Source organism: Candidatus Thiothrix sulfatifontis, assembly GCA_022828425.1.
Taxonomy (GTDB): Bacteria; Pseudomonadota; Gammaproteobacteria; order Thiotrichales; family Thiotrichaceae; genus Thiothrix; species Thiothrix sulfatifontis.
The window spans coordinates 2191961-2207344 of sequence record CP094685.1; the positions used below are offsets into that span (position 1 = coordinate 2191961).

The following is a 15384-nucleotide window of genomic DNA, read 5'->3' on the forward strand; positions in this document are numbered from 1 at the left end:
AACCTAACGGATACCCTATGAAACACTCTATTTTCAAGGAAAATCGGCGCTATACCTTCAGCGATTATTTTAATATGACCGCGCCAACCGATGAGATTGTGGCTGAATTTGGGTATACGTTTGGGATGGAACGCTTGGTTTTGCCACAGTCCACCACGTTTGATCCCGCCATTGTGCAACGCTTGAACGAGCTGTACGAGACGATTCTGGCGCGTATCAGCATGAATTCTGAAATGGCGAAACGCGAATTTCTGATTGCACCCCTGATCACGGAAATTGCGCGGCATACCACCGCGAGAATCAACGTGGAATATGCGTTGGAGATTGATGACAAGCTCGGCGGTTCGTTGGATTATTTGCTGCGTGCGCCCCAAGAGCTGATTGTGATTGAAGCGAAAAAGAAAGACGTGGATAGCGGTTTCAACCAATTGGCAGCGGAATTGATTGCGCTGGATAAGTATGAAGCCACCGCTTCGACCATTCTTTACGGCGCGGTGACATTGGGCGATATTTGGAAGTTCGGCACGCTCGATCGGCAGCGCAAATACATTGCCAAGCATATTCGCACGCACACCATCCCCGATGATACGGGTGAAGTGTTTGGTATTTTGATGGGGATTTTGGGGGATGCAGTTATCACCACTGCGCCATAAGCACGCACCATTTTTATAAATAAAAATAATTGAGTGATATATGTCACATATGTATGTGCTGATTTATGATTAAATAATGATCTAGCTCAATAATAAGTTCCATAGGTCAGGTCTGCAATGTTACATCCTTGGAAAAAAGCATTTTCCTTGCTGCTGTTTTGCCTAGTTGTCAGTTTGGTCTCTGCGGTTACATTTGTTCAAGCATCGGCTTATCCATTCACTGACGCTGATGAACTCCATGATTTTTCTTTGTTGGGGACAGTAGGTCTCAGTATCACGGATGGTCAACTTGTGTTCGAGCGTACTGCAAGTAATCGCGTCACACATACTGGCATTCTCAGCAATGCCAGTTACACAGGTGATCTGGAAGTCATCCTAGAATATTCCAGCCTCAGCTTGTTTAAGGCCAATTATTATCAACCTACTGTGAACTTGCGCCTGACGGGTGGTGGCTTTGACCAGAATAAACTGACGGGTCGTCATGTCAGCATCCAGCACAAAATCCACTCCGGTATTAATTATACGTGGTTTACCCAATCGGACGACCACAGCCATAGTACGGGCGGTAGTTTTCCGCAGCGCACAACCGCTGGCAAGCTGCGCCTAGTACGTAAAGCGGGCGTAGTCAGTGGCTTTATCCTCGATCAAAACCAGCAGTGGCGGCAAATCAACACCGCGCAACCCGATACCTTTTTGTTGGATGAACCTGCCCACATCAACGTCTATGTCGATGCCAATTACAATGAAACCTATCGCTATACGTTTGAAGGTTTGACCATTCATCATGACCAGGATGGTGATGGTTTGCTCAATGAAGAGGAAACTTTGATTGGCACCGATCCCGCTGTAGCGGATTCAGACGCTGATGGCTTGGCTGATCGTCTCGACCCGCGTCCGCTGGATGCAGTCGCCAAGCAAGCTGTTCCGCTCAATAATCTGTTTACCAATGCTGCACTGGACGAATCTATTCACATCACCACGGATAGCAAGCTGCTAATTGTGGTGAAAAACGATACCCCTACCGAGCAGGTTTTCAATGCTAAGTTGTCAGGATTGGCTGCGGGTATGCCTGTTGAAACACCTTTTGAAAACCATAGCTTGCAAACGGCAGTGGAGGGTTTGAGTGATACGCTACCGGCTTATAGCCGCCGGGTTTACCGACTCGATTACAATCTTGCACCATTGTTTGATCCTGCCCATTTTGTGGAAATTAGCCGCCCGCTAAGTGCGGGTATCTGGAGTTTCGATCTACATAACCTAGCGGTTGATCTGGAACAAGGCAGCGGGCTGACTTGGCAGATTGAGAGTGTTACTGGCTCTAATCTGCTTGCCAGCTTGAGCGGCACTGTGCTGACACTGACACCACAAGGTAATGCGTGTGGGCTGGCGACCGTTAACCTGAGCGTCAGTGACAGTACCGGTCATACTACTCAGATTCAGCTTCCGGTACGCTTGACTGGTAATCCCGGCACAGAACTGCTGGCTAATGGCAGCATGGAACAGACTGGCAGTGATGCCCTGCATATTCCCGGCTGGAAAGATTACCGTTGGGAAGGGGACATGCAGTTAACCCATTCTGAGTTGGCGGCTTTCACAGGGAGTCGTGCTGCGCTGCTGCAAGGGTATAGTCCGGCGAAAGCGGCTATTCACCAGCACTTGACTTTGCCTGCGGGTACTTACCGCCTGCGAGCCAATGTCGCTTCAGCAGACATCCGCCCCGGCCTGTGGGGGTTAACGACTTCCCTCTACATGGAATTCGGCAAACGAGCGACTATTCAACACGCTTTGCTGGCGGGTAATAATGGTTGGCGGCAAATGGAGCAGATTTTTACCGTTGCAGAAGATGATGAAGCCACGCTTTATTTCTTCAACTACGCTCCTGGAGCATTCTTTGTCGATGATGTCAGTGTCACAGCGGTGGAAGCCTGTGCCGCTATCCCGGAACGTTTTACCCTTGGGGCTACCGACCTAAAGCCACTCGATTACCAACCGCCTGTGGGTTTTGAAGACATCTTGCTGTACGGCTATTGCACTGATACCAGCTTTGCCCAGAAATCGCTCTGTCAACGCTTACAAAACGTCGACATTAATAGCCTGAAACCGCAACACGCGGCTGCCCCCAAGTTATTAGCCGATTTTGAAGCAGGTAAAACGCCACCCTTTATCCCAAGTGGTTGGAGCTACACACCGATAGCCCTTAACGGTCAACAATCCGCCTTGCTGCAACCCGGCAAATACCTAGATGGCTGGAATGCCAACGGTATCCCTGCGGACTGGCGGGGTTACGACTGGTTACGCTTTGAAGTGGATAATCCGTCGGCTGAACCGCAGGAGTTCTATGTCGAAATCCGTGATACTAAAACCACCGACTACTGGTCGCGGGTCAATTGGTACACGGTCGTGCCACCGGGGCGCACCACGATCCATGTACCCTTGCAAATTTTCGTGGGTGAAAAGTCCGTCATCAAGGAGCGTCGCCGTCTGGATCTGGAACACATCACCCGTTTGGTACTGGCGTCTTCCAGCCCCAATGTTGCCTTAACCATTGACGATGTACGGCTAGAACCGCAAGCGGCTTACCGCAACGACTTTCCAACATTGATAAAGCTCGATGCGGGGACAATGGATAGTCCTTTGTTCCACGAATTCACCCCGTTGTATTCGTCCACGTCTTACCGTAGTGAGCGTGGCTACGGCTTTTCAGCAGATGCTGAGATCAAACGCACGGAAGACCGCCGCCACCCCGAAAACCTGTTTCGTGACTGGATTTCCCTGAACAGTGGTGGGTTGGATTTTGACCTGCCAAATGGCAACTACCGTGTGTGGATGATGCTGGAAGACCCCGGTTACTGGGAGTATTACCCCAATTACGCACACCGGGCTGTCTATGCCGAAGGGCAAAAAGTGCTGGATGACAATAAGACCGCCACTGACTTCTGGGCAAAATATTATCGGCACGATGACGTGGAAGATTTACCGGGCGATGACATTTGGCAACGTTACATTCCCTCTCGTTACCAACCGCTGGAATTCAATGCCACGGTCAGCGATGGTCAACTAAACATCCGTTTTGAAGGGCATGAAAGCCCTTACGCACTGGCACTCTCGGCGTTGGTCATCTATCCCACCACCGAAGCCGACAAAGGGCAAGCCTTCCTCGCGGAACTCTGGGGACAATTGAAGCGTGAATTCGGCTACGAATACAAACAGGTCAATCCGCCGTTACCGTCATATGCGAAACCAGCGGGCAATGCACTAGACGGTAAATTATCGGTATTCCACCGCAGTCCGATGCTTGACGTGTACGCTACCGACTGGCCGGAGGCTGCCGAACAGGTCAGTCGACTCAGCATCGGCTTGGCACAGGGTGAATATGAACCGCTAACCCTGAGCCTATACGCCCACGACAACCTGCAACTCACGGGTGCTGCACTGAATTTGCCGGGGCTTGAAACCACTGCCAATCAGGTACGCAACAAGCTCTCTCGCATCACGCAAGACGGTTCGGTTTCCATGAGTAAACCGCGTATTCTTGACCCGTTACAGATGCCATTGGCACTGCCAGCCAACCAATCACGGCGTTTGTGGTTCGATGTTCATGCGCCTGATGGCTTGGCGGCTGGCACCGTTAATGGCAACCTCACGCTGACTTTTGCTGGGGGGCAAAGTCAGGTGATTCCCGTATCGGTAGATGTGCGGCCTTATCGCCTGCCTGCCGCTGATGTGCCGTTGGGCTATTTGGGGATCGCACCACAATACCCCGGCAGCCAATTCCCGGAAGTCGCCGCCAAGCAGGCAACCGAAATGCTGGAATCCGTCAAGCTATTGCACGCTTACGGCATGACGGGCGTATCCGGCGGTATTGGTGGCCCGCAATTCAAAGGGTATAACAGCGGTCAGGTGGTGATGGATTTCACGCAGGCGGACAAAACCATGCAAGCTGTTAAAGGTTATTATGGGAATGAAATCAATACCTACGGCGGCATCGGCATTGCCGGGTTAGCCACGTATTCAACGCCAGATACCAGTGGACAATACGGTAAACCTTACCCCTCAGTATTAGCGGATGTGCTGGGTGCTATCAAGACGCACAGTACGGCAAACAATTGGCCACCCTTATTGCATATCGTCGGGGATGAACCGGCTGGTGATGCCATCCAGAATTCACTGGCAGCCGCGCAAGCCTTTAAACAGGCTGATCCGACCAGCCGTACAGGCGTTTTTTCCAGCCTGACCGACCCCGCCAAGGATGCCCGCGCCGCTCTCGCCGGGGTGGTTGACCGGATTTATCTGACGCACCATAACGAGGCTGGTATTCGGCACGTCATCAACCAAGGCAGTGAATGTGCGACCTACAACTTGCGTAACCGTTACCTCCGAGGGGTTTACCAGTACAAACTTAGCCGAGAATTTGGCTGTAAGGGACACATGCAGTTCATGTGGAGTTCGGTGCATGTTGACCCTTGGTACGATCTGGATGGACGCGAAGACGATATGTCGGATGTGTTTACCCACGCTGATGGTCACTTGCGCCAGACACTGGAGCTGCAACGTTACCGTGAGGCGGTGGATGATTACCGCTACCTGTTGTTGCTGGAACAAAGCATTGCTACCGCCAACGATTCGGTAGAAAAGCGTGCCGCCCAAACTTGGCTACAAGGCGTAGTGGATGCGATGGAAGTGGGGCATGACAAACCCCATGCTTGGACAGAAGATGGTTTGGATGCAATCCGCACAGCAGCAACGGTGCATATCGGTAATTTAAATACCAGCACGGTTAGTTTGCCGAAAGCGGCACTCCCCGCTATCCCCACTACACCCTTACAACAAGTGCGTCCCGAAACGGACAACGGTGTCAATTACGACAGTATTAACCCCACTGTGACTGGGCAGGCTTACAACCCGACTTTGTGCGATGTTTCTACTTTCTGGCCTAATACACGGGTGAGCGTCGGTGGTCGTGCCAGTGGAAACAATCAGGATGTTTGCAAAGTACAGGCTCAAACCGACGATGGGGCACTCAAATTCCTCACCAAATGGCCGCTCAATAATATCCACTATCCGCTGACCCCGAATCCGGCATGGGCGCAATTCCGTTTCCCTATTCCCCAAGGTCACACTGCCCGCACCGTGGAATACACCTTGTCTTGGTACAAGCTGTTTGGTTCCAAACCGACTAATTGCTACAGTACTGACATTGACCTTGTAACGGGTGAGTGCCGGGTCGATGTCAGCGCAGACTGGCAAAGCAATATCCCTGCCGGTTTATTCCTGCTATGGGCAAAGCCCGGTGACACGGATTATCTGATTACCGGCCCTCATGAGCCGATTGAAAAGATCGGTTACAGTGCCAAAAAGGTTTTTCAGACCGAAGTACCGGAGGCTTACCGCAATGCGGATGAAGTTATTGTCACCTTGCTCACTTACAACCAGTACACCAAAGCCTGTGAAAAAGATAACCCGACGGTCTGCACGCCGCATGAAAATGAAAATTTGGAGTTACATTCTGTTGCCCTGAAAACAGCCAAGGCACTCAATCCACTGCATCAACCTGCGCAACAACACCCACGCATTCTTGGTCATGGAGCCGAATGGCAAACCTACTGGCAACCCTTTGAAGCCTTAACCTGTGTCACCAGCAAAAACGATAGTGATTGGGGCAGTGTTTTTAATGTCAAAAATGTGTGGGACAAGCACACCAAGGGTTACAGCGCCTGTAAGGAAACGCCGCCTAGCAGCTTGCAAAGCGTGGATGATGCCGCTTTTTACCTGAACCCACCCGCTAATTCGACATGGAATACTGACCGCGCCTTGCGGGTGATGTTCCTGTTACGCCAGCTTAAGCAATGCCATGCGGAAGGTGGCAATTGCTTGTACAGTGCCGCCGAAACGCAGGCATTGCAGACAGCCTTTATTGCCTATGAAATGCAACGTTTCGATGCGGTGGTCTGGGATTGGGGTTACAAATGCTTCGATATTGGCACCGAACAGCAGATGAAGTTCTGGTCGATTTTCGTGGATGTGTTCTGGAACGATTTGGCAGCCACCGACAAAGCGCGTATTGATGTCAAGATGGGTGCATTGATCGACTGTTACTTACAGCAGTATGCCGATAAAGACTGGTCGATTTTCAATGGCAATAACTGGACACCGTTACTCGGCAGGGGAGCCGCTTACTGGGCCATTGCCTACTACCACGAAGACCCTCGCGCCCCGGATGTGCTGGAAAAAGTGCTGGAAAGTATGTGGCTGCACCGCGACTTTTACTTGGCGGATGGCGCATACATGGAAGGCATTGTTGAATACACCAATGTTTCCTATTCCAGTTTGCGTGAAATCAACAACCTGATGATGCAGGGCTTTGGCGTGCCGCTGGATAGCGTGCGCTGGGAACGTGTCGCCAAAACGGCGAATTGGTTTCTGGACTTCATGGCTCCTGATGGCGCAATGGTGGATTTCGGGGATTCCTGGGAAAAACTCGGCTGGTACACGCTCGACCCCTTGCACATGCTGTTATGGGAAGAAATGACCGGGATAAAGCCCGTCGGGCAAGCCACACTCGATACCTGCAAAATACTGGATTATTTTAGCAATAAGTGGTTCGTGAAGGGCTTGGATGACCCTTGGGCGGTACAACCTTCCATGGCGCGTAACTGGATCAATCTAGTCGGGCAATGCCAGCGCACCACACAAGCCGGTAGTCAGGTTAGCCTGTTTGCGAATGCCGTTACCGGCTCGCTACGGCAGTATTTACCGGGTAGCAATCCGCTGGCACAACAGGAAGGCTTGCGCTTTAAACAAGCCGATCAAACCTATCTTGCGGTGAGCGGTACACCGGCTGATTTTCCACACCGAGAACTGGATTTTGGTGGCTTGATTTGGTCAGCTTACGGTAATCGCCTGTTGTATGACTTCGGCTACGGGGAAATTGCCCTCACTGCCCAAGGAAAACCCTATTTATTGAACGACGGTAATATCCAGTTGTTTGATAATTTGCCATTGGGCACGAACACCCTGGTTGTAGAAGATGCCACCCAGACAGGCTATACCAATGGGAAATACCAGAATGCCACCATCAACAGCAGCCAGATTTACGGCGAGCGTGGCACACTGGTACAAGCCAGTATCGGCAATCTGACCGGGCTACATCTGGATGCGCAAGCCGTGTATGGCGCGAATGATGCTGAACTGGGCTGGTTGCGCTACTTCGACCGCTGGATGATGCCCTTGGGGGATGGCAATTTTCTGGTAGCGGATGCGTTTGCGGTGAAAGCGGAGCGGGGCAGTGCGGATGTGCAGGAATACTGGCATACCGCCGTCGATACCGACGCTGCCAGCAGTTGCTCTTTCTCGCGCCAGAATGTGGCCATGAGCCTAGAAAACACCCATAGCTTGCGGCTGAAACCCGAATGTGCGCGTCTTGATCGTACTGCCGCCTCCACTGTGGTGGGGCGTATTGCTGCCGCCTCATGGCAGGCGGGTGAGTTCAGCATTGATCCTGAAATCATTAACTATAAAACACGCATTAATACCACGATCCAGCGCCAGCGGGCGCGTTTCAAACCACTGAGTCCGGTGAGTGAGGATGTGCGGGTGTTCCTCCTGCAAGCAGCCCCTAAGGCTGAACAATTGCAGGAGATTAGTTTGCAGAAAGGGGATTGCGGCAGTAATGCCCCTTGCTTTGATCTGAAAATCGCTGGTGTGTGGAAACGGTTAGTTTTTACGAAAACAGCAAACCGTTATCAGCCCGCATCGTTTGCCACGGTGATTGATACGGATGGTGATCAAACTCCTGATGACCAAGACACTGATGATGACGGCGATGGGATACCGGATGTTTGGGAAATTCAATACGATTTGAATCCACTGAATGCCATTGATGCTCTTATTGATGCGGATAACGATGGCTTAACCAATCTACAAGAGTTGCAATACGGTACTAATCCCAAAAGAAATGACACGGACGGCGACGGTATGAATGACGGGAATGAAATCAAGAACGGGCGCAATCCCAACGATGCTTCGGATGCGGGCAATCATAATGCAGCTCACGTTATTCCCATTATCGTCGATATGCTTCTTAACTAACGTTTTAGTAAAACCATGATTAAACACAGATGGCTATCAATTTTACTGCTGATGGTGCTACCCATCGCCACACTGGCTGATGACTCGCCTTACTACGGTATTGGCGACCAACTGATCTATGACGGTGAACCCGGCTCTGTTCCCGTTCTGGTCGAAAATGCCAGCGACGGCTCCAACCGCTGCCTGTTCTACCTGCAAACAGCACCCGGCGAAGGGCTAAATGGCAGTCAAGCACTACGTCTGACCCCCGATAAATGGCACGGGCCAGCCTACCGGCTCTACTGCGGTGGTGGTTCGCGGCGTGATTTTTCTGCCCATGATGTGCTGGAATTCTATTTCCGCTGCCCCAGTGGTTATGTTGAACCGCCCGCTTTTCATCTCAGTACCTGGAATCGCAGCAGCAATACCGTCAATCTTCTCAACCACATCGACGGCGGCGTCATCGACAACACCTGGCGCAAAGTACAAATCCCACTGGCTACCCTTTCCACACCCGAATGGACATTGGGCAATGTGGAAACCCTCGCTTGGGCAATGGATGAACAGAATCGTACCTGCTATGTGGATAATATCGCCTTGCGTGATACTACCCCGCCAACACTCATCACCGCTGGAAAGCAAGCGCCAGCCGCAGAAAGCAGTACTGTCCTGCGCCTGACGTTCAGCGAAGCCTATGATGCAGCCAGTATCCGCGCTTTGAGCAATTACAGCCTCAGTAGTCTGGACGACAGCGATTACAGTACAGCAACCTCACCTGTTGATACTGGAATGCACTACCGTATCCAGCGATTTGACAATAGCGGCATACCGCAAAACCGTTACGACCTGTTTTTGCACTTTGCCAAATCGCTCAAGAACGGGCGGGAGTACACCTTGAACCTGCAAGGGGTCAAAGACCGTTCTGGTAATGCCATTACACCCATACCATACCGTTTCACCTACGCTGACCAGCAACAACTTAACCAGAATATCAAGGTCAATCAGGTCGGTTATCTGCCGGAACGCCCTAAGGTTGGTTATGTGGGTGGGTATTTCGGCGATTTGGGCGGTGGTGTTTGGGCAGTCGGCGACAATGGCAAAATCCTATTCCATGACCAGCAATCTGGCTGGCAAGAACAAACCACACCCGTGACGACCCCACTGCGTGCGATTGCCGCCACCCGCGAAGATTCAGCATGGGCAGTGGGCGATGGCGGAGTTATCCTGCACTGGGATGGGAAACAGTGGCAACAAGTCGTCTCTCCCGTTAGCACTGATTTGCTGGCAATAGCCTTCGACCCACTGAATCAGGGCTGGATCGTCGGTGCAAACGGCAGCATCTTGCGTTACAAGGGCAGTGTATGGGAAACCGTTACCAGCCCCACCGCATCAACCTTACGTGGCGTATGGGCAGAAACTGACAAGAGCGCCTGGGCAGTCGGTGACAACGGCACAATCATCCGCTGGAACGGGGTCAGTTGGGCGGCAGAAACCAGTGGCACAACAGTCAATTTGCACGCCATTGGGGGTTCCAAGGCCGATGATTTGTGGGCAGTGGGTGCAAACGGTACGATTCTGTTCCATCAATACAACCGTTGGAAGGAGTGGACGGACAAGCCAGCGGGGACTGCCGATTTACATGCGCTGACCTGGAATCACAGTGGTAGCATCTGGGTGGCTGGCGATAATGGAACCCTGTGGTACAAAACCGGGTTTGGCAGTAACCCGTTCACGGCTGTCAATGCCTTTACCAATGCCTCTACCAGTAATGATTTGCGTGCTTTGGCACGGCAGAATTCCCGCCAGTCCTGGGGCAGTACCAGCAATGGGGCGCTGATTACGAAGACAGGCAATGATTGGCAGGCTGGGGATAACCTGAATGCCACTATCTACGGCATGTTCGCCCTGCCATACGGGGCATTGCGCCTGCCAACGCCATTGCCGACTGTTGCTATCCAGAACGTGCAGAACGGTCAAACCGTGCTGGAGATACCCCTGACGTTACGCCATGCCAATTGGCATTTGTCTGGCGAAGATGTTTACCAGTTTGATTTCAGTGCCCTCACCACAGCCGGGGAATACCATGCTTACGTTCCGGGGCTTGGCATCTCGGATACCTTTAAAATCGGCAAGGATGTGCTGAATCACGCTGCCTACACGACTGCTCGCGGCCTGTTTTACCAACGCAGCGGCACAGCCTTGACCGAACCCTACGCCGAAGCCCGTTTTACCCGCCCGCTTAGCCATGAATACGATGAAAATGGACGCAAAATTGACGGTGTTTACAATGCTACGCTCATTAACTCACCGCTGTACAACAATGAACCGATTGGTGGTTTCAAGGATGTGCATGGTGGCTGGCACGATGCCGGGGATTACGGCAAATACATGCCAACCGCTGCAACAGCACTTTGGTATCTGCTGACGGCTTACGACATGCAGCCGGAGCATTTCCGTGACAATGCTTGGAACATTCCTGAAAGCCGCAACGGTATACCGGATTTGCTGGATGAAGCCCGCTGGGAATTGGATTGGATTGTCCGCCTTCAGGCGAGTGATGGCGGCGTTTACCACAAGGTCACGTCAGAATGCTGGTTCGGCGACATGCCGCACAAGGAAACCGCGCCGCGCCATATTTACGCTAAAACCACCCATGACACTGCCTTGGCAGCAGCGCTGTTTGCCAGTGCTGCACGGGTGTGGCAACCCTATGACAGTGCCTTGGCTGCCACTTATTTGCAACGCGCTCGCTTGGCTTGGAGTTTCCTGCAAGCCCACCCTAACAACACGCCGCAAGGTGGCTTTAAAAACGTAGCCAATAATTGTTCGGGTGAATACAACGATGCGGATGACTCCGACAACCGCTTATGGGCGGCTGCTGAACTGTACCGTACTACCGGGGAAAGCGCTTTCCGCCAACATTTTGAAAACTGGTGGGCAAACAATAGTCATACTTGGGGCTGGCATGAATGGCAGCATTTCTACAAACGGGCTTACTGGGCTTATCTGCGCACTCCGGCAGCTAATACTAATGCGGCTATTCAGCAGGAAATTCGCAATAAAATTATTTTGGATGCCAACAATAATCGCATCCAAACCCTCGCCAGCCCTTATCAGAACGGGGCAAGGCTGGATGTACCGGATTGGCTGGGATGGGGGACATTTACCCAAAGCACGATGTACGCCTTTCCGCTGTTGCAGGCATGGGCGCTGACCGGTGATGAGAAATACCGCGATACCGCCGCCCTGAATTTGGATGCACAATTGGGCGCTAACCCATTGGCATTTAGCTTTATTACCGGCATTGGCAAGCGTTACCCGCAAAACCCGCTGCACACGGTTTCCATCCACGATGGGGTTGATGAACCTGTTCCCGGTATTCCGATCTTTGGCATTTTTGCACACATGAGCAATGGCAAGACCCCGCAGCGCAAAGCACAGGAAGACGCGAATAATTACCCCACGATGTTCAATACGGACGATCCTTACCCGATTTTACGGCGCTATACCGATGAATCGGATCTGGTGGAAATGTCTGAATTCACCATTCAGGAAATGGCGATTGCGGTGGGGGTCTTTGGGCTGATGGCAGAACCGCTGGGGGGCAGCGTTGTCGTGGATACTGACGGTGATAGCATCCCAGATGATCAGGACACGGATGATGATAACGACGGGATGCCGGATAGTTGGGAAACACGGTACGGGTTGAAGCCGCTGGATGCGAGTGATGCGGCAGCAGATGCCGATGGTGATGGATTATCCAATCTGGACGAATACCAGTACAACGCGAATCCAACGACCCCGGATAGCGATGGCGACGGTATGTCGGATAAGCAGGAAGTGGATGCAGGGCGTGACCCTAACAATCCGGCAGATGGTGCTACCGACAATACCGCTACTGTTGTTATCCCTATCATTATGAATTTATTGAATCAGTAATGGTTTTTAAGTCTACTTGACGATACTATATAAAAAATTGATTGACTGTTTTTTATATCAGGAATTTATCAATGGCTTGCTCATCAAATAGCTGGCGTAGCAATAGAGCGATATTGTCTACTTTATTGGTCATGTGTGTCTTCATCTTACCCTTTGCCAGTTTCCGTGTAGCGGCGGAAGATAACCCGTTGACGGAACAGGAAAAAGCAGCGGTAGTCAACATCATCGTAAGCATGTTGCTGGATGACACTTCCAATAAAACGCCAAATGCGAATGCAGGTAGTGACCAGACAGTCAATGAAAAGGTTGAGGTGAATCTTGATGGCAGTGCCAGCGCTGACAGTGATGGTAGTATCGCCAGCTATGCATGGGTGCAAACAGCGGGGGCAACGGTTACGCTATCAGGGGCAAACACTGCCAAACCCACCTTTACTGCACCGGAAGTGGTGGCGGATGAAACCCTCACGTTTGAATTGACGGTGACTGACAATCATGGAGCAACGGCGAAGGATTCGGTCAGCGTTGTGGTTAAAAATATCAGTATCACACCTAACGATGAACTGGTATTAGCTATGGGAGGATCTCATTCTTGTGCGTTGGTTAATGGAGGGGTGCAATGCTGGGGATGGAATGGGCGTGGACAATTAGGTGATGGTACTGTCGCTGAACGCCATAGCCCAGTGCAAGCTATCGCACCGTCTAGCGATGTCAGTGCTGTCAGTGCGGGGCTTAACCACACTTGTGCAGTGGTCAAGGGGGGCGTGTGGTGTTGGGGGAGCAACTTGGAAGGTCAACTGGGAGATGGTACTGCCACTGATCGTTTAGTTCCAGTGCAAGTAATTGCGCCGGGTAGTGGCGTGGTTGCCATTGATACAGGTATGGATCACACCTGTGTTGTAATCAATGGTGGGGTAAAGTGTTGGGGGAATAACGCATATGGTCAACTGGGTGATGGCACTGCTACTGATCGCAACATTCCCGTGCAAGCAATGGCGTCGAGCAGTGGGGTAACAGCCGTAACTACAGGGGACTATCATACCTGTGCCATCGTACACGGGGGGGTAAAGTGTTGGGGCGACAACTATCATGGTCAGTTGGGTGATGGTACTAATATTGATCATTATAGTCCAGTGCAGGCAATTGCTTCTAATAGCGGGGTGCTTTCTATTGATTCTGGGTGGTTTCAGACTTGTGCCTTATTGAACGGTGGTGTGCAATGTTGGGGCGATAATCGCCTTGGTCAATTGGGTGATGGAAGTACGATTGAACGCCACAGTCCAGTCCAGACCATTGCAGAAAATAGTGATGTGACCGCTATTACAGTGGGAAGTACGTATGTTTGTGCAGTGGTCAGTACAGGTGTGCGGTGTTGGGGGGGGAACATAGTCGGTCAGTTAGGGGACGGTACAACTATTGAACGCCACCGTCCAGTCCAAGTTATTGCGTCTGGTAGTAATGTGGCTGCTGTTAGTGCCGGATGGTTGCATACTTGTGCCGTGATCGGTAGTAGGGTGAAATGTTGGGGGAATAACTATTATGGTCAATTGGGTGATGGTACTACTACTGGTCGCTACACTCCCGTTGATGTCCCATTTTTCGGTGACAGTAACCAAGCACCAACGGCAGATGCGGGCGTAGATCAGGAAGCTAACGAAAACGCTAATGTCACGCTCGGTGGCAGAGGCACAGACCCGGATGGCGACACCGTGACCTACAGTTGGGCACAAACGGATAGCAGCGGCGTGACCGCCACTCTGACGGGTGCAACCACCGCCACGCCTTCCTTCACCGCTCCGGCAGTCGATGCTGACACTACGCTGATTTTCACCCTGACGGTGAGTGATGGGCATGGCGGCACGGCGACGGATACGGTGAATGTGTTGGTGAGGAAGAATGTTGTGGTGCAACCAACCCCAACGGGCAAGCTCAACGACACTGGCATTACCCTTTGCGGTGACTACGCCTATGACGCCAGCGGCAACACCGTCAGCGGGCATACCCATAGCAACAGTCAGGACTGCAACCTGTTCAGCGATGCCGAGGGCGACCCGATACCACCGACCTTACGGGTGGCAGGCACGGGGCAGGATGGTCACACTGGGCGTGATGTTACCCACAACGATGGCAGTGATGGTCATGCTGGCTTCAGCTTCACCAAAATCAGCAGTACGGGTGAGGCACTGCCCGCTTATCCCCGCGAATGGTCATGTGTGAAAGATAACGTCACTGGGCTAATTTGGGAGGTAAAAACCGATGATGGTGGATTGCATGACAAGGATGATCGTTACACTTGGTATGAGCCGGATGGAACGAAGAATGGCGGGTTTGTAGGTTATCAGAAACCGAGTGACTATAACTCCAGCGGTAGTGACACCATTTGCTATGGGCATACCGCAGGCAATCCAGCTACCTACTGTAATACCAAGGCATATGTTGATCGGGTGAATGCAGTGGGCTGGTGCGGGGCTACAGACTGGCGGATGCCAACTAGGAATGAATTACGTTCTATTGTTTTATATAAGTACTTTTTACTTGATGATGATTTTTTTAGAAATACTGTACGATCAGCATTTTGGTCATCCTCCCCGTTTGTTAATAATCCTCGTGTTGCGATAGGTATTAATTTTTCCGAGTCAGCGGGTGAAGATCTTCATGGTCGCTATGGTAATTGGGGTTACAAACATAACGATGGTTTTGTCCGATTAGTTCGAGGTGGACAGTAATT

The 15384-nt window shown here is 51.6% G+C and carries 4 protein-coding genes; all 4 read left to right on the plus strand.

Translation table 11 applies throughout. From position 1 onward, the window contains the following. The first annotated feature begins 17 nt into the window (after positions 1–17). The 4 genes from L3K52_11230 (at position 18) to L3K52_11245 (ending at position 15382) form a co-directional block, all read left to right on the plus strand. Positions 18–653 carry a hypothetical protein gene (locus tag L3K52_11230; GenBank protein ID UOG90771.1) on the plus strand — a complete coding sequence of 212 codons (636 nt, stop codon included), beginning with the start codon at positions 18–20 and terminating at the stop codon, positions 651–653. Between the two features lie 117 nt (positions 654–770). Then, positions 771–8741: a hypothetical protein gene (locus L3K52_11235; GenBank protein ID UOG90772.1), complete on the plus strand. Its 7971-nt coding sequence runs from the start codon at positions 771–773 to the stop codon at positions 8739–8741. Positions 8742–8756: 15 nt separating this feature from the next. After that, positions 8757–12659, plus strand: coding sequence for a glycoside hydrolase family 9 protein (locus L3K52_11240; protein UOG90773.1), 3903 nt, complete (start codon positions 8757–8759; stop codon positions 12657–12659). 71 nt (positions 12660–12730) lie between these two features. Further along, complete coding sequence (locus L3K52_11245) at positions 12731–15382, plus strand: DUF1566 domain-containing protein (GenBank protein ID UOG90774.1); 2652 nt, start codon at positions 12731–12733, stop codon at positions 15380–15382. Positions 15383–15384: the final 2 nt, after the last annotated feature.